Source organism: Arenibacter echinorum (genome assembly GCF_003259375.1).
Taxonomy (GTDB): domain Bacteria; phylum Bacteroidota; class Bacteroidia; order Flavobacteriales; family Flavobacteriaceae; genus Arenibacter; species Arenibacter echinorum.
This window is the reverse complement of sequence record NZ_QLLN01000006.1, coordinates 375075-393363: the sequence shown is the minus strand read 5'-3', so window position 1 is coordinate 393363 and position 18289 is coordinate 375075. Positions and strand designations below refer to the sequence as shown.

Sequence of the window (18289 nt, the reverse complement as noted above, 5' to 3'; positions counted from 1 at the left end):
AAAAACTCTTCTAGATTGGTATAGCCATCTCCATTCCTGTCTTTTTGGCCATCGCTGCTGTCCTTTGGGTCGAGGTTGTTCCCAAGTTCCCAGTTATCGTCCATGCCATCCTCATCGGTATCCGTATAGGCTGTACCCCCAGCTATATTAGGGTACGATCCTGATGAAGTAAGAGTTCCTTTACTGTTTTTGTAATTGTCTATAATCCTTAGGTCCACCGCGTCCTTTGTGGGCAAACTAGCGCCTACGTGAGAAAGTATATTGGTTTCTACCGAACTGGCAGGTTTGGCAATTGCAGTAAGTCCAGAAGTGGCAAAGGGAGTAGTCTCTATATATGCGTCGACCCTACTTTTGTTAAGATTCGCCCCTGATGGTATGATATTACCAGATATGTAGGCATAAGTCCAGCTATCGGGTACACCTGGGTCAGCTTCACTTGCCCCTATCATGTCGGAAGCACTACTTCCTATATCATTTGAATATTTGTATTTATTATTTAGAATCGTATATTTTTGTCCGTTGGATGGATTGGTGGCAGCTAACCCAAATCCATATATAAGGTTGTTCACCATTTCAAACTTGAATACTCCTTCTTCTCCATAATTTGCCCTTATTGACCTTTCTGTATTATGGGCAAAAAGATTTTGATAAAATGAAACATTACGGATATTTTTATACAATAGAATCCCATAACCACATTCCGAAATAATAGAATTTTGGACTGTTACATTACTTACAGCAGCACCAGAACCAGCACGCATATTAAAATTCTCATCATCACCCCAAGATAACGAGCAATGATCAATTATTACATTTTCAAGCGTTCCGTTCCATGATGTAATTGAAAAAACATCGTCACCGCTTACCGTAGATGCCCCTAATCTAAACCTAATATATCTTATTATTACGTTGCTATCTTCGACCTGTATCATCCCGCCCCTTATCAATATACCTCCACCTGGGGCGGTTTCCCCTGCAATTGTCAAATTGCCATGCTTTATATATATAGGATCCGTTAATGATATGGTACCCCCAACCCTAAAAACTACTGTTCTGGTTCCATTAGCTTCCAATGCAGCCCTTAAACTCCCTGAACCGCTATCCTTCAAATTAGTGACGAACAGGACTTTGCCGCCCCTTCCGCCAGTTGTGTTCTTTCCAAATCCTTCGGCTCCCGGGAATGCCTTTAATACTCCCATCTCCACAGGTTCTTCCGTAGTAGGGGTTTTGTTGGTCACAGTTACGGTAACCGATCCGGTTTCTGTTGTAATAGTATTGTCTGGATTGGTAACAGAAGCGGAATAATCGAACTCATCGCTGCCTGTTTTGTCGGTATCGGGAGTGTAGGTTATGGTATTATCTTCATTAACGACCGCTGTACCCATTTTAGGAGGAGTTACCTCGGTAATGGCCACTTTTTCAGGTTTTTCAAAAGTATCATTACTTAAAGGAGAAATAACAATTGGATTGTTGGCCAGTGTAACAACCACATCATTTACCAAAAAAGATTGTGGGTTTTCTATTACATATTCTGCCAATAGATCGGAATCCTTATTACAGGAAGAACTTAAGATTAGGGCAGAACATACTAGGGTCACTTTTAAGAGTTTCGTGGGGTGAAATTTCATAAGTTAGGACATTAATTTAATTGTTACATGCTTGGGTTGTGCAATATTATTTATTTTTACCACATCATCGGCAAAAGACCTACTATTTTCGATGAAATGCACAATTCTGTTGCAATGATGGTGTTACGTTTGCTTTTCGTAGTTTGGATTTTTGAAAGTGATATTTTCGATGAAATGCACTTTTCTTTAAGATATTTTAATATTTCTAACACCTAGTCAATATTTTTTAGAAGGTTTCCGTTCAAATTGTCCTACCAGTTTAAAACTTATTATGATGTAGTGGTTGCGATCTGTATTTCTGTATTTCTGTATTTCTGTATTTTTATTGAACTTTTGTGCTTAGGTATTAATTGGCCAATTTTTTTACAAACACAGGAAGTGTAAGTATTTAAATTATTCATCAATACGGATATGACAGGTTAATCCGATTTAATTAATGATTTAGTGTCTTATTTTTTAAACGTAACAAGAAAAAATAGGATTGGTGCGGGAGTTATTATGATATGATACCAATTAATTTGAACCAGCCGGCCTTTAGTAAAGCCAATTGGATTGACATAAGTAGTTCTCAAAAAATTTTGGTTTAGAAAATAGTGGGATAGTACCAATGCAGTTTCTGAAATCTAAAGTTTAAAGGTCAGACAAATGTTGTAGCTTATTAAAAGTGACAGTGGATGAAGGGTTGATATTTGGGTTGAATTTTGTTTTTAGGGTAGTTAAACGATATTTTTTATTCTTAAACGAAATTAAAAGCTATAATGATTTATTACCAAAAAGTATATTTATTTTTGCTGAAGAGATTTAAATAAACCCTAAATTTTAATGACCATTACTACTTCGAAAATTTGGCTTTCCTCTCCTCATATTGGGCAAATGGAACAGCATTATGTGAACGAGGCTTTTGATACCAATTGGGTAGCGCCTTTGGGACCCAATGTAAATGGGTTCGAAGCTAGCATTGAAAACTATTTGGATAACGAGGTAAATGTTGCAGCTTTAAGTTCAGGCACAGCGTCCATCCACTTAGGTTTGGTATTGCTTGGGGTGTCTAGAGGTGATGAGGTAATTTGTCAAAGTTTTACTTTTTCCGCTTCAGCCAATCCAATTTGTTATTTGGGAGCCAAACCAATATTTGTGGATAGTGAGAAGGACACTTGGAATATTTCACCTGTTTTGCTGAAAAAAGCTATAGAGGACAGGATTTCAAAAGGTAAAAAACCAAAGGCCATTATTGCGGTCCATCTTTATGGAATGCCCTATAAGGTTAATGAGGTAAAGGCTATTGGTGAACAATATGGTATCCCTGTGTTGGAAGATAGTGCAGAAGCCTTGGGGAGTACCTATGGAGGTGTGAAATGTGGCAGCTTCGGAGATATTGGTGTATTGTCTTTTAATGGAAATAAAATAATCACCACTTCTGGGGGTGGAGCCTTGGTTACAAAGAATAAGGAATACAAGGAAAAAGCCGTCTTTCTGGCCACTCAAGCTAGGGATAATGCCCCACATTACGAGCACTCAGAAGTTGGTTATAATTATAGAATGAGCAATGTGCTAGCTGGAATTGGAAGAGGACAAATGGAAGTTCTGGACGACCGAGTGGCAGCCAGAAGATCTAATTTTGAATATTATAAACTAAAATTGGGGCATATTTCAGAAATTGAATTTTTGGAAGAAATGCCAGAAATGTATTCCAATAGGTGGCTTACCTGTATTTTGACACCATCTGTACAAATTCGTGAAAAAATACGCCTAGCGCTGCAGGAAGTTGATATAGAATCCCGACCTTTATGGAAGCCAATGCACTTACAGCCTATATTTGAAAATTGTGATAATTATGTTGATGGCACTTCTGAAGATTTGTTTGACAGAGGTTTATGTCTTCCCAGTGGTTCCAATCTGCAAATAGGCGATTTGGACCGAGTAATAGAAGTAATTAAAATAACAATGACCAAATGATACAACACTACTTAACCAATAGGGCACAAAAATATACTTCCAAATGGATCGTATTGGTGATCGATTTAATGTTGGTGTCCATAACCTTTGTGTTTTCCTATCTTATCCGTTTTAATCTCACTCTTAACTTTGATAGTGATAAATTGCTATTGCAGCTGCCTATCATTATAGCAATTGGTGCAATATCTTTTTTAATAACCGGTTCTTATAAAGGGGTAGTGCGGCATACTGGGGTTCGGGACGTTTACAATATCTTTAATGCCATTTGTTTGTCCAGTATCATAACTATTTTTATGGTTATCCTTAATCGGGAGATGGACTATATGGAGGGTTTTACTGTACCCTTATCTATTATAATTATACATAGTCTATTAAATTTTATAGCATTAACAATATCTCGATATGTATTTAAGACGGCTTATTACAACTTTGTGAAGCAGTTTAAAATCACTAAAAATGTTATTATTTACGGCGCCGGGGAATCTGGTATCCTAACCCAAAATGCCTTGACGGGCCACAGTGGTAGTATTTCCAAAGTAGTGGGTTATATTGATAAGGATTATGAAAAAGTTGGTAAAAATATCAATGGGGTACGAGTATATGGTCCAGAGGTACTTACAGACTATTTTATAAAAAGCAATGATATATCCGAGATTATTTTTCTATACAGAATATAGATCACAATAAGCTGAGACAATTGGTAGAAGAATTAGTGGATTTCCCGGTGCAAGTAAAAATTGTACCTCCTATTGAAGATTGGATCAATGGTGAGCTAAAAATATCCCAGATCAAGCAGGTACAGATCGAAGACCTTTTGGATAGAGTACCTATAAATATCAAGAATAAGAGAATAGCCAATGAACTTAAGGATAAGGTGATCGTTGTTACTGGTGGTGCAGGTTCAATTGGTAGTGAACTGGTAAGGCAGATTGCCAATTGCGAATACAAATCTTTAATTGTTATTGATCAGGCCGAATCTGCTTTGTACGACTTGCAGCAGGAATTAAAGCAGAACGGGTTCCATAATTTCATTCCAATAGTAGGGGATATACGGGATAAAAACAGAATGTCTTCTATCTTTCAGGAATATAAGCCCAATATGGTGTTCCATGCGGCAGCCTATAAACATGTGCCGCTTATGGAGTATAATTCCTATGAGGCCATTAAAATTAATGTGGCAGGTACTAAAGTTATCGTGGACCTTTCATTGGACAATAATGTGGATAAATTTATTTTTGTTTCCACAGATAAAGCGGTTAATCCAACCAATGTAATGGGAGCCACTAAGAGGATAGCAGAAATGTACATTAGCTGTGCCGAACAATACAAGAAGACGAAGTTTATTACCACAAGATTTGGTAATGTTTTGGGGTCCAATGGTTCCGTAATTCCTCTGTTTAAAAAACAAATAGAGAAAGGTGGCCCATTAACGGTTACCCATAAGGAAATTACTCGGTATTTTATGACCATACCTGAGGCTGCGCAGTTGGTTTTGGAAGCAGGAGGAATGGGTCAAGGGGGTGAAATATTTATATTTGATATGGGTGATTCTGTAAAGATTTTTGACCTTGCGAAAAATATGATCAAATTATCTGGGCTCAAGTATCCTGAAGATATCGATATCAAAATTACGGGACTTAGACCTGGGGAAAAATTATATGAGGAACTTCTGGCCAATGGGGAAGATACGATGCCTACATATCATAAGAAAATAATGATCAGTAAGTCCAGGGAACTGTTTTATGAGGAGACCAAATCCAAAATCAATGAATTATGTGTTTCTAACATGTTTTTTAATGAGAACACGGTGAAGTTGATGAAAGAGATTGTACCTGAATATGTTTCAAATAATTCAGAACTTTGTAAACTGGATAAAAAAGAATCCAAACCCGTTGAGGAAGCTGAGGTTGCAGCCCATACAATCCTTACAAAGAAAATTTTACAGTCCTAAATTTTCATTATACTTGTATTAGAAATCCGCTAAATTATGTTTAAAAACACGAAAATTATGGGCTTAAGAGTTTTTGCCTTAGTTGTATCTACAGTATTAATATCCTCCTGTGGGTCTAAAAAAGATGTGGTATATTTTCAGAATGCCAGTGCTTTTGAGACCATAGTCAGCGATAATTCCAATTTAAACCGGTTTAAGATTGATGATGTAATCAGTATTAATGTTTCTACCTTAGACCCACAGGCCAGTGTACCTTTCAATATTATGAAAGGTTATGTGGAGGGAGGAATGAGACCTGAAGAGTTGGATTATATCATTGATAAAAATGGTGAAATAGATTTTCCGGTTTTGGGCAAAGTAAAATTATTGGGACTTTCTCCTGGGGAGGCCAAAACCTTGTTAACCGAGCGATTAAAGGATTATTTAAAAGATCCCATAATTAATATTCGTTTAAAAAATTTCACCGTTACTGTTTTGGGTGCCGTTAACAGGCCAGGTACATATCCAGTAAATGGAGAGCAAATTACGGTATTGGAAGCCTTGGGATTGGCAGGGGACCTTAACATAAAGGGGATGCGCGAAAATGTTATGGTTATCCGTGATTTTAACGGAACCAAAGTGTATACCCGTATAGATCTCACCAAAAAAGAAGTTTTAAACTCGCCCGTATATTACCTAACTCAAAACGATGTAGTGTATGTTGAGCCCAACAAATCACTTATTGCCTCCGCAACTCTTGATAGTAGGTCATCTATAGCACTATCCATCGCTTCAATTATAATTACTACCACCGTAGTGTTGATTACCAGAAATTAAATACAATAAAATTATTGATTACAATGGGTTTGAACTCTCAAAATCTATCCTCTGAACTTGGATTAAAGGAAATTATTACAAATTATACCAAACATTGGAAATGGTTTGTTCTTTCTGTAATAGTAGCTTTGGCTATTGGTTATGTTAAACTAAGATATTCCATTCCAGAGTATGCGGCCGAGGCCAAAATTCAGATTTTGGACGATAAAAATTCAACCTCCGAACTTAGTACTTTTCAGGATCTTGGCGTTATGCCAGGTGGTGCAAATAAGGTGGAAGATGAAATACAATTAATTAATTCTAGGTCCAATTTAATTGAGGTAGTAAAGAAGTTGGGCCTTAATGTAAAGGTTACCTCCTTGGGGAAGATATTGGATTCGGAAATATATCGGAATCCTCCATTTAAAGTTAATTTTATAGCACAGGATTCGATAGTGAACAATGCTAAATTTAGCTTTTATTTGACCTTGTCCAATGCAACTACTTTTGGGTACACCGAGGATGAGGATATACCGTTAAAACCCTATGCTTATGGAAAAAACATTAGTACTCCTATGGGCGATATTGTTATTACACCAAATGTAGCTAATATTACAAGTTATGAAGACAAGAAATATAAGGTAAGTGTTACCCCAGTCGTAATGGTGGCACAGCAATACCAGAGAAAAGTAATGGTTTCGCCGGCCGCTGAGTATTCCAATATCCTAAACATTTCCTTGAACGATCCAATACCTCAAAAAGCCAATGACATTATAAATGCTCTTATAGAAACTTATAATAACAATGCCGTTGCGGATAGGAAGGCCATAGCGGATAAAACCTCTGAGTTTATCGATGACAGGATTACGGATATTTATTCCAGCCTTTCTATACAAGACCAAAGTGAGGAAGATTATAAAGCGGGAAGAGGTATTACTGATATTGCATCACAAGCCAGTGTTAATTTAACGGTAAGTGCCAGTAGCCAACAAGAATTGCAAAATACGGCATTACAATTAGACATTGCTTCTTCAATGAAGGACTTGGTAGAGAGTCAGGAGGGTTATGAAATTCTACCTTCCAATGTAGGTTTGTCTGATCCTACTATTGCCAATACCACGGCTAGATACAACGAATTGGTATCGGAAAGAAACCGATTGTTAAAAAGTTCCAATGAAAAGAACCCAATTATTGTAAATTTGGATCAGCAATTGGAGGGCCTAAAGCGAAGTATGCAATCCAGTTTGGGGAGTATGACGAATAACTTGGGACTTCAGGTTAATAGTTTAAGTAGCCAGTTGTCCAAGGTGAATTCTAGATTATATGCTGCACCCAAAAATCAACGTGCGTTAAGGGATATTGGTAGAAAACAGGAAACTACGGAATCTCTTTACCTGTATCTGCTTCAGAAAAGGGAGGAATCCCAGATTTCTTACGCATCGGCCAAACCAAAATCAAAAATAATTGATCAATCCTATAGTGTTAGTCCATTGCCTGTATCTCCCAATAGTAAGATTGTGTACTTATCTTTCTTTTTGTTCGGATTAATTATACCATTTTCAATAATCTATGCCAACGACTTACTGGACAATAAAGTGCATAGTAAGACCGGTTTGGAGAGATTAATTAGAGACATACCTGTATTGGGGGAACTGCCTAAGCTGGGTAAGAAGGAGGCAAAGTTGGTGGGTAAGGATGATCGTTCTATTTTGGCAGAATCCTTGAGGATTATTAGGACCAACTTAGACTACATGATAAAGTCCAAAAGCGACTCTGGTAAGGGCAACTTAATATATATTACCTCTTCTGTTCCAGGGGAAGGGAAAACATTTCTTTCCTCTAACCTTTCCATGATTTTTGCCAGTACCAATAAAAAAGTACTATTAATTGGGGCAGATATTCGAAATCCAAAATTGTACAGTTTCTTTAAAAATAAAAATATCGATGAATTGGGCGGGTCCTCCAGAAATAGAGATACTGGATTAACGGAATATTTGTACGATAAAGATTTGAATATTAAAGAAATTACACATTCCATGTTGGTACACACCAATACTATAGATGTTATATACTCAGGAAAAATTCCACCCAACCCGGCAGAACTTTTAATGAGCAGCCGAATGAAAGAATTATTGGAAGAGGTTTCTGGGAAATATGACTATGTTGTAGTAGATACCGCGCCTTTGATGGTAGTTACAGATACTTTATTGATTACAGAATATGCAGATCACATTATCTATGTAACCAAAGCAGGGTTTACAGAGAAGAAAGTACTGGACTTCCCGGTTAGATTAAAAAAGGAGGGAAAATTAAATGGATTATCCTTTGTTGTGAACAATGTAAAGGTATCCAATTTGGGATATGGCGGATCTTATGGATATGGATATGGCAAATCCCATAAAAAATGGTGGCAGTTCTAATTTAATAGAAATCGCCTATCGTTTTTTCAATAACAGGATAAAGCAATTTTATGAGGTTATTGCTCAGTTGTAATTCCTTTATACTTTGTAACTGTTGTTGATTATGGACATCCGAGGCTACATAATCTATTAATCCGTTTTGTAGAAGTTTGTGTGCCTTTTTTTGTACGTCTTTCCCATAGAATTGACCCAAGGATAATAGATTCATCTGAAATAAAATTCCATTTTTCTTATATTTTTGAAATTTAGAGGATTCTAGATGTAGGAAAGAATATCTTTCGGGATGGGCCAGAATTGGGAAATACCTATGGGCGGCTATATTTAAAATTGCCTCATCAAAATTGATGGGGGGCTGTAAGTAGGACATTTCTATCAATAAATAATTATTTCTTAAAGGCATAACTTTTTCCTGCTCAAGAAGGTGATCAAAATTGGAATCTATCATATGTTCCGCAGCCACATCCAAAGTGATTTCTTTCATGTTTCCACTTAAAAGCTTGTTTTGTAACTTTCCATATGCGGCGTGGATAGATTCATGATCATTGGGATAATAATTATGCATGATATGGGGGGTGGCAATGAATTTTTTTATACCAATATCCGAGAACCCCTCTATTAGTTCAATTGAATCTTCCACAGTTTTGGCACCATCATCAATTCCAGGTAGAATGTGATTATGTATGTCTATAAAATTTTCAAGGGAGTCTACAACGAATTTTTTCTTCTGAAAAAAATAAAACATGAATGGTAATTTCCAGCAAAGGTAGGATATTATTAATTATTATTATTGAATATCCATCAGGGCAATTGTGTTTTTGACTACAAAATTGAAGGGAGTACCAGAGTCTTTTTGTCGGTTTTCAAACGAAAATTTAATAGAAAGTTTCCACGTTCCTGTTTAAAATAGGCATTAACTTATTCAAGGTACTATTACTTAGTTTTATGTCTTTGAGTAATTCCAATTGCCTTACATTGTGTATGTCCGTACCGGCAAAGTCTATATGATTGTCCATCAGAAGCTTTTCCGCGATTTTTGACACTTGCTTTCCATAATAGTTGCTAAGTGACAGTAAATTTAATTGAAGAAAAATTCCTTTGGATTTAAAGTCTTGATATTTTTTGTAATTGCTATGGAGAAAAAAGTAACGCTCTGGATGTGCCAATATTGGATTATAGCCCTTGGTTGCTATTTTAAAAATGGCTTGGTCAAAGTTGATCGGGGTTTGTAGAAAGGGCATTTCCACTAATAAAAATTTATTGCGAATTGGGGCTATGTGTTTTTGGTCCAGTAAATTCTCAAAATTTGGATCTATCATATATTCCGAGGATGATTCCAAGGCAATGTGCCTTAGGCCTAATTCCAATAATTGATTTTGAACCTGGTTATGTGCACAATGAATAATTTCGTCCGTATTTGGGTAGTAGTTTTGACTAACATGGGGAGTAGTTATTATATGCGTAATGCCAATTTCATTAAAACCGTTTATTAAATCCAAAGAGTCCGAAATATTTTTAGCCCCGTCATCGAGTCCAGGTAGAATATGACTATGGATATCTACGAAGTGTCCTAGATAGTCTACCAGAAATTTTTTCTTATTTAATATTTGGAACATTTGTAGTATTTGATACTTATGAAGTATATCAATTGGATAAACACTAGGGTTCGTCAAAACCAACTTATGGTCTTATTAGGACTCGTATGGGGCTAAAGTTGATTATAATTTTTACCATATATTTAATTAGATATTTAATTTTCGCATATATTTGTTTCAAATTTATTCACTATTGGGCACTAGCTTGGTATATTGAAACCTACTCTACAATTCGGGCATATCATTGTTATGCTATACCGTCCCAAACATTGGACGCCGAATTACATTAACGAATATTTATTAAAATTGTTTTGTTTTAGAAGGGAAATAGCTGGTTTTCAGCCTATTTTACATTTGAAAACTTTACTTTGTGCACTATAGTTTCAAATAAATTTGCTAACTAATTCTTGAAAAATTAATATATCTCAATAAATTGAAAAAAGAGAAATTAAAAAGTCAAATAGAAATTAAACGAAATTTCTTGATCGTATCCCGATGGGGGGAAACATTGGATATGGCGGTTGCCATTTTGAACGAAGGCCACTCCGTTAAAATGTATATTGAAGATAAACCCTCAAGGGAAATAGGCTATGGGTTTGTGCAAAAGGCCAAAGACTGGAAAAGCTATATCGATTGGGCGGATGTCCTTATTTTTGATTATACCGGTTATGGTAAAATATGTTCGGAATTAAGGGCACAAGGTAAATTAGTGGTCGGAGGAACTGAATATTCAGATCTTTTGGAATTGGACCGTAATTTTGGACAGGCAGAATTAAAGAAACACGGTATAAAAATATTGCCATCCAAAGAGTTTTTTAACTTTCAGGATGCCATCGACTATGTCAAGGCCAATCCCAATGCCTATGTGATAAAGCCATCTGGCGAAACCCAAGAATATAAACAATTGTTATTTGTGGGCAGTGATGATGAAGGACTTGATGTAATCCGGGTTTTAAAAGCTTACGAGAAATCCTGGGGTAATGATTTTGGCAATTTCCAATTGCAGCGTAAGGTAAAAGGGGTGGAGGTGTCCGCGTCTGCCTATTTTAATGGGAAGGAGTTTATATATCCCATAAATATTACTTTCGAGCATAAGAAGCTTTTCCCAAAAGAATTGGGCGTATCTACTGGGGAGATGGGATCCAGTATGTTCTGGACCAAGGATTCCCCTATTTTTGAGGCGACCTTAAAAAAGTTTGAAGGTTCTTTGGCCAAAGGTGGTTTTATAGGACAATTGGATATTAATTGCATTGTAAACGGTAATGGAATTTATCCCTTGGAATTCACTTCCAGATTTGGATACCCACAGATATTTATACAACGTGCCGGAATTATGGAACCGCTCGGAAACATGTTTTATAAGTTGGCCTCCGGAGAGAATTTTAGGATCAATGTTAGAAAGGGATTTCAGGTAGGGGCCTATATGGTGGTACCCCCATTTCCCTTCGAGGATAAAAAGACCTTTGAACTATTTTCTAAAGATTCTGTCATCGTATTCAAAAAGGACATGAAAGATGGTGTGCATCCCATGCATCTCAAGAAAATTAATGATGAATGGCTGATTACCGGAAATACGGGTATTGCTTTATTGGTCACGGGAACGGGACTTACTATGAAAGATGCTCAAAAAATGATGCAGAATAGGATAAGTAATATCATTATTAATAATGTTTACTATAGAACCGATATTGGTGATAGGTGGTCCGATGATTTTGACCGCCTGTGGTCTTGGGGACTGCTATAGGGAATAGCCAGTCATTGTAGACGTAGATAACTTTATATGGGACTGATAAATTTAGGACTTGACGGACGTAGTTATTTTAAAATTCTTCCAGAAGATTGGCAAGAAGTAATTGAATCTGTTTGGGACGATTACAAGAATAATGCGACTGTCTATGTATTTAAGGATGACTTGGAGATAAGCGCAGGGGGAATTGTATTTAGGACGGCCCCTCCAAATATGACGGATTTTGAAATTGAGGAGTGGCAAAAATATGTGACCGCCAATTTTCATTATATTGGTTTTTTATTTGTCGATACCAAGTATCGTGGTAAGTCCTTGGGTTCAGAATGGCTTACTGCTTTAAAGGACCAATTTCCCGATCAATCTTATTGGCTAACCATAGAGGAGGAGGGGTTAAGGTCATTCTACGAGAAAAATGGATTTAAGTGTGTTTCTACAAGTAGGGATAAGGCTAACCCGGAATGGATTTTAATATATCAACCTGAAAAAGGCAAATAGTATTGGATCTTTTTGAAGGGAATTGAAGTGGTATTTGCTAAATACCATTTTCGTGTTCCTCCAAATCTTTTCTCAGATCCAGTTTTCTAAAGGTAGGGGAGATGGCACCAGTGAATATTACCGTAATTAAGGTCATACAACCACCAAAAACGACCGCTGTGACCGTGCCCATCAATTTGGCGGTAAGTCCACTTTCAAAGGCTCCCAACTCGTTGGAAGATCCAACGAACATGGAATTCACTGAAGCTACCCTTCCACGCATATGATCTGGTGTCCTTAATTGTAAAATAGTTTGTCTAATGATCATGGAAATTCCATCGGTAACACCACTAAAAAAAAGTGCTATTACGGAAATCCAGAACGAAGTGGAAAGTCCGAAGGCAATTATACATAGGCCAAAACCAAAAATGGATCCCAGAAGTTTTAAACCCGCGTGTTTATTTAACGGAAAATAGGCGGAGGTAAACATGATTATCAATGCTCCCACGGCCGGTGCGGCACGTAAAATTCCAAATCCCTCCGGACCCACTTTTAGTATATCCTGGGCATAAATGGGCAACAGGGCTATGGCTCCACCAAAAAGTACGGCAACCATATCCAAGGTGATGGCTCCCAAAATAATTTTAGTTCCAAATACAAATTTTACTCCTTCTTTTAAACTTTTTATTACCGGTTCCCCGATATTGGGGTTCAAAATAGGTTTCTTTTTAATTTTGGTTAAAATAAGGAGCGCCATTAAAGAAAAGGCAAAAATGAGGCACATGGACCAATGTACCCCTATTAAATTTATGCTAAATCCTGCCAAGGCAGGGCCTAGGACGGCTGCCATTTGCCAAACGGAACTACTCCATGTGGCGGCATTGGGATATACTTTTTTTGGGACGATCAATGCAAATAGGGAAAATATAGTCGGCCCTAAAAATGCCCTTACAATACCACCTAGAAATACTAAAAAATAAATGGAATACAAAATGGTGTTTTTAGACCAATCCTGTACTATTTTGGGCCAAGTGAGCAAAAACAATCCCAAGCTTATTACAGAAAAACCTAAAATACATTTTAAGAGCAGTCCCTTTTTTTCCTTTTGATCAACAATATGACCGGCAAACAAAGCCAATGAGACCGCTGGAATGACCTCCATAAGTCCGATCATCCCCAAGGAAAGTGGATTTTTGGTTAAAGAATATACTTCCCATTCTATAACCACAAATTGCATGGACCATGCAAAGACCATGGCAAAACGGACCAACAAAAAAACGTTGAATTCCTTATATCTCAGTGCAGCATAGGGGTCTCTATTTGCCATGAACCATACAATATTAACCTAGATATTAAAGTATATTCCCGTGTTGGACAATAAGTAATACTATTGCCTACCAGTATTCAGATTTCATTTATTGGTAAACAGGAACTATATTTTCTTAACAAATTTTGTTAGGATAACAATTTGTTGGCCATCAACTTTTCCTTCTATGTATTCCGCATTTTCATGATCAAGGGAAACACGTCTTACGGCCGTACCTCTTTTGGCTACCATACTGGACCCCTTTACAGGTAGGTCCTTGATAAGGACAACACTGTCACCTGCTTCAATAACGGCACCATTGCTGTCGCGATGTATTATTTGATTCTCGGAAGGGGCACCTTCACCAGTAGCTTTTGCCCATTCCAATACCTCATCCTCCAAATAAAACATATCCAATAAATCCTGGGGCCAGCCTTCCTTTCTTAACCTGCTCAACATACGCCAGGCCATTACCTTTACTGGTGTATGCTCACTCCACATACTATCATTTAAACAGCGCCAATGATTTGGATCTGTGTTATCAGGATTTTCAATTTGATCCCTACAGATTTCACAAATCAATAGATTGGCTTCCAAACCTCCATTTTTGGGTGGTTGAACTTCAAATACACTTAATTTTTCAGTACTGGCGCATAACTCACATTGGTGATTGCTTCTTTTGCCCAATTCCCTTTCAATATTCATTGTAATAGATTTTATAGGGACAAATGTAAACGAATTGAATAAATGGTTGCTATGGAAATGTAAAAAATGGGTGGATGGATTTTAATGAAAACCAAATTAATGCATTTTATTCGAGTCGTTGTTTTAGTTTGCCATTGTTTATAAGTTCTGGTAGTTTAAGTTTATTTAAGAGGTATAGACCTTTACTTTTGTTTCCTTTTTTTAATGGAAGACTTAAAGGTAGGGGACAGATTATATAATGTAGGTCAAAACGGATTTGGCGATTTTTTTAGGTATTCATTTTCGGAAGTGGTACGTCTTACCAAGACTTTGGCGGTCTTGGAGAATGGGGTTAGATTAAGAAATAAACCCGTAAGATCCTTGATCAACGACGAAATTGGTTATGCGCTTGCCAAAAACAGATGGGTATATTGGCATATAGTGTCCGATGAGATTTTGCGTAAAGCAAAAAAGGAGAATGAAATGATTGCCATACACGACTGGTTTAGGGATCGTTCCTTTAATTTTTTAGAAAAAACAATGATCTATAATATATTTAAGGAAAAGGGAATACTTTAGTTAAATGTAGCTTTTTTAGCTGCTCGCTAATAAATATAGCATATACTAATGCCTGTGATGCTTCATATAGAATAAATATTCTTTGATGGCCACGTGCTTAAATCCTGATATTAGATATTTATTTTCACATTAAAATTTACAGACTTCCATAATATCAGTTTATAAGACCTATACGGGAATTTCACCAAATCCAATTTCCCTATCCCACTACCTGTTTTTCGGTTACAAAGGGTTGATGGTAATGCCGCTGTCCCGTTGCTTTGTACAGGGCATTGGCCAAAGCCCCTATAGCAGGCGGCAGACCTGGCTCACCCAATCCTGTTGGGTCTATTTCGTTTTCAACAAAGAAAACCTCGATTTCCTTTGGTGCCTGTGAATGTCTGATCAACTGATATTTGTCGAAATTCATCTGTTTGGGCGCCCCATTTTCAAAGGTCAGCTGGCTATACATGGAATGTCCAATGCCATCGATAACACCACCTTGAATCATATTCTTGGCGGCATCCCTGTTAACTACAATACCGCAATCTACAGCACACCATACCTTCTCCACAATTGGCTGTCCATTGTTGAGGACCATATCAAATACTTCAGCAACATAAGTTGAATGACAAAAATAGGCAGCTACTCCACGATGAACATTGGGTTTTGTTGTTCCCCAATCGGCTTTTTCCTTGACCAGTTTTAAAACTCCTGCATAGCGCTCTGCTTCGTATTCATGTTTTTCCCCTACGGGGTCTTTTATGGCACGATCAAATAATTCCAAACGAAAATCAATAGGATCTTTGCCTGCGTCTTCAGCCACTTCGTCAAGAAAAGCTTGTTCGGCCCCCGCCGTAAAATTAGATCTTGGTGCCCGCCAGGCCCCAGTGGTAACATTGGTTGGCGCCTTAATTTTTTCGGCGGAATAATTCTCAACTGCCCCAGCCGGGAATCGGTTTGGAAATACAGGACCTTCGGGTAATCCGGCACCCTTTACGGTGAAAGCGATTAGATTATTGTTTTCATCGAGTCCCGCTTTATAGACAGAACGATAGGTTGGGCGATAGGTTCCTTGGGTCATATCATCCTCTCTGCTATATATAAGTTTAACCGGAGCCCCTATTTTTTTTGAAATGGCAGCTGCTTCAACTCCAAAATGTACATAAAGCCTTCTTCCAAAACCCCCACCTATACGAGTCATGTTTACCGTTACATTTTCCAGTGGCAGATTTAATAATTTGGCTACCGAACCTTCCAGGGCTTCAGGAGTTTGTGTTGGACCAATAAGTTCTGCCGAATCCTCCGTGACATTGGCAAAAAAGTTCATTGGTTCCAAGGTATTGTGGGCAATGAAAGGGGCACTATAGGTTCGTTCAATAATTTTAGCGGCTTTTTTAAAGGCGGCTTCCGGATTTCCATCCCTTCTACTTTCCTGTACCTCCCCGGACACCAGCGCTTTTTCCAGTCTTTTTACATGTATTTCGGAACTTTCCAATTCTCCAGTAGTTTCCCAATTAGCTTTTAGGGCCTTTTTGGCTTGCATTAATTGCCAGGTAGATTCGCCAACGATGGCAATTAACTGTTTAAAACCTTTTTCGTCGAACCCACCGGGTTCTTCAACAGTAGTATCAACAATAAAGGCATCCTTTACCCCGGGCATACTTTTTATCTCCGCTTCGTTAAAGTCTTTGACTGTCATACCAAAAGCCGGAGGGTGTTGGATCATGGCCAGATGCATACCATCCCTATGGAAATCCAGTCCAAATAAAGGTTGGCCTGTGACTATTTTTTTACCGTCTACATTCTTGATACTGCTGCCTATTAATTTGAAATCCTTGATTCCTTTTAGCTCCACTTCCTTTGGTACTTCAATTCCAACTGCCTTGGAGGCAATCTCTCCGTAGGTAACTGTTCGTTCTCCAACATTCTCTTTGATTACCCCATTACTAGCGGTCAGATCAGACAACTGTACGCCCCATTCTTTTGCAGCTGCTTCCAATAACATTCTTCTGCCAGTTGCTCCTGCCATACGCAGTGCATTCCAGCTTAACCGTATGGACAGACTTCCGCCTGCAAATTGGTTTTGGTACCATCCTGTGTTTAAGGGCGCCTGTTCTACTACCACATTTTCCCAAGGTACATCCAACTCTTCTGCTACAATCATGGGCATGGAGGTACGCACGTTTTGTCCTATTTCAGGATTGGGGGAATATATGGTTACCATTCCAGTGTCCCCAATTTTAATATATCCGTTGATTTCGAACCATTCTTTAGGCATTGCTACTCCCGCCTCCGGTTCAGGTGTATTTGGCTTACAGCCGTTGAGCCAGCTAAACCCAATGAGCATACCACCACCTGCGGCGGCTGAAACTTTTATAAAGGAACGACGATTATATTGAGTTTTTATCAGTGTCATGATTTTACTTTTTTTGATGTACCTGGTAATTTTTAAGCGATTTTTGAATTAGCGGCGGTCTTGATAGCCTTCTTAATTCGTAAGTACGTGCCACAGCGACAAATATTTCCATTCATAGCTCCTTCGATCTCTTCATCGGTCGGATTTGGATTCTTTTTTAGAAATGCACTCGCGTTCATGATCTGTCCAGCCTGACAATAGCCACATTGATACACATCCTCCTCCATCCATGCCAGTTGCACGGGATGATCGCCGTTTTCAGATAGACCTTCGATGGTCGTAATCTCTTGGTTGCCCACAGCCGAAACAGGCAATTGGCAAGAGCGTACGGCATTATCGCCAAGATGTATGGTACACGCACCACATTGTGAAATACCGCAACCGTATTTGGTACCTACCAATTTCAAATGGTCTCGTAATACCCAAAGCATGGGTGTAGTGGGATCCACATCCAATTGCTGGGTTTTTCCGTTGATTTTTAGATTGAAATTTGCCATGATTTTAATATAAGAGTGTGATTATGTTGAATTTACGAAATTATTGGATTCATATTAGGGGTGTACCAAAGTTTTTATCAAGAATGTACCTAATTTTGTGTTTAATTCCCTGGTTATGATCTAGGTTCATAAGTTCAATTATAATGTGGAGGCCAGTAATTTAATAAGTCCAATGTTTGCCCAATTGTTTATAGAAAGGGATTTAGAATCTTGGTGCAACCAAGAATTTATCCCAAAATAATGGTGATGGCAGTACCAATTT

13 protein-coding genes and 1 pseudogene are annotated in these 18289 nt (G+C 37.8%); 7 read left to right on the top strand and 7 right to left on the bottom strand.

What is annotated here, in order from left to right:
- A partial coding sequence (locus tag LV92_RS17270) for an Ig-like domain-containing protein (RefSeq protein WP_211323010.1) occupies positions 1-1628 on the bottom strand: 1628 nt, incomplete at its 3' end.
- Between the two features lie 822 nt (positions 1629-2450).
- Here LV92_RS17270 and LV92_RS17265 point away from each other — a divergent pair.
- The 4 genes and pseudogenes from LV92_RS17265 (at position 2451) to LV92_RS17250 (ending at position 8750) form a co-directional block, all read left to right on the top strand.
- The gene (locus tag LV92_RS17265) at positions 2451-3584 is read left to right on the top strand and encodes a DegT/DnrJ/EryC1/StrS family aminotransferase (protein WP_111624833.1); all 1134 of its coding nucleotides are present in this window, start codon (positions 2451-2453) and stop codon (positions 3582-3584) included.
- Positions 3581-5535 (top strand): annotated as a pseudogene (locus tag LV92_RS17260) (polysaccharide biosynthesis protein). The gene LV92_RS17265 and the pseudogene LV92_RS17260 overlap by 4 nt, the downstream one beginning before the upstream one ends.
- 57 nt (positions 5536-5592) lie before the next feature.
- The gene (locus LV92_RS17255) at positions 5593-6351 is read left to right on the top strand and encodes a polysaccharide biosynthesis/export family protein (protein WP_245946425.1); all 759 of its coding nucleotides are present in this window, start codon (positions 5593-5595) and stop codon (positions 6349-6351) included.
- A 23-nt stretch (positions 6352-6374) separates the two neighbouring features.
- Positions 6375-8750: a GumC family protein gene (locus LV92_RS17250; RefSeq protein WP_111624831.1), complete on the top strand. Its 2376-nt coding sequence runs from the start codon at positions 6375-6377 to the stop codon at positions 8748-8750.
- A gap of 1 nt (position 8751) precedes the next feature.
- Here the strand turns inward: LV92_RS17250 and LV92_RS17245 are convergent, their stop codons facing one another.
- On the bottom strand, positions 8752-9492 hold the full coding sequence (locus tag LV92_RS17245) for a tyrosine-protein phosphatase (RefSeq protein WP_111624830.1): 741 nt from the start codon (positions 9490-9492) through the stop codon (positions 8752-8754).
- 130 nt (positions 9493-9622) lie between these two features.
- Positions 9623-10363 (bottom strand): tyrosine-protein phosphatase, encoded by a 741-nt coding sequence (locus LV92_RS17240; protein WP_111624829.1) that lies wholly within the window; start codon positions 10361-10363, stop codon positions 9623-9625.
- A 412-nt stretch (positions 10364-10775) separates the two neighbouring features.
- Between LV92_RS17240 and LV92_RS17235 the strand changes: the two genes are divergently transcribed.
- Both LV92_RS17235 and LV92_RS17230 read left to right on the top strand, forming a co-directional pair.
- Entirely contained in the window at positions 10776-12086 is a 1311-nt protein-coding gene (locus LV92_RS17235) for a phosphoribosylamine--glycine ligase (protein WP_245946424.1), read from the top strand.
- Between the two features lie 36 nt (positions 12087-12122).
- Positions 12123-12584, top strand: coding sequence for a GNAT family N-acetyltransferase (locus LV92_RS17230; protein ID WP_111624828.1), 462 nt, complete (start codon positions 12123-12125; stop codon positions 12582-12584).
- Between the two features lie 37 nt (positions 12585-12621).
- On the opposite strand, the gene LV92_RS17225 is transcribed toward LV92_RS17230, so the two are convergent.
- Both LV92_RS17225 and LV92_RS17220 read right to left on the bottom strand, forming a co-directional pair.
- A complete protein-coding gene (locus LV92_RS17225; RefSeq protein WP_111624827.1) occupies positions 12622-13890 on the bottom strand; it encodes an MFS transporter in 1269 nt (422 codons plus the stop codon).
- Between the two features lie 105 nt (positions 13891-13995).
- A complete protein-coding gene (locus LV92_RS17220; RefSeq protein WP_111624826.1) occupies positions 13996-14574 on the bottom strand; it encodes a PhnA domain-containing protein in 579 nt (192 codons plus the stop codon).
- 204 nt (positions 14575-14778) lie between these two features.
- Here LV92_RS17220 and LV92_RS17215 point away from each other — a divergent pair, with 204 nt between their 5' ends.
- Positions 14779-15132 (top strand): pyruvate kinase, encoded by a 354-nt coding sequence (locus LV92_RS17215; RefSeq protein ID WP_111624825.1) that lies wholly within the window; start codon positions 14779-14781, stop codon positions 15130-15132.
- Positions 15133-15331: 199 nt separating this feature from the next.
- Here the strand turns inward: LV92_RS17215 and LV92_RS17210 are convergent, their stop codons facing one another.
- Both LV92_RS17210 and LV92_RS17205 read right to left on the bottom strand, forming a co-directional pair.
- Complete coding sequence (locus tag LV92_RS17210; RefSeq protein ID WP_111624824.1) at positions 15332-17530, bottom strand: xanthine dehydrogenase family protein molybdopterin-binding subunit; 2199 nt, start codon at positions 17528-17530, stop codon at positions 15332-15334.
- 32 nt (positions 17531-17562) lie between these two features.
- Complete coding sequence (locus LV92_RS17205; protein ID WP_111624823.1) at positions 17563-18027, bottom strand: (2Fe-2S)-binding protein; 465 nt, start codon at positions 18025-18027, stop codon at positions 17563-17565.
- Positions 18028-18289 lie beyond the last annotated feature (262 nt).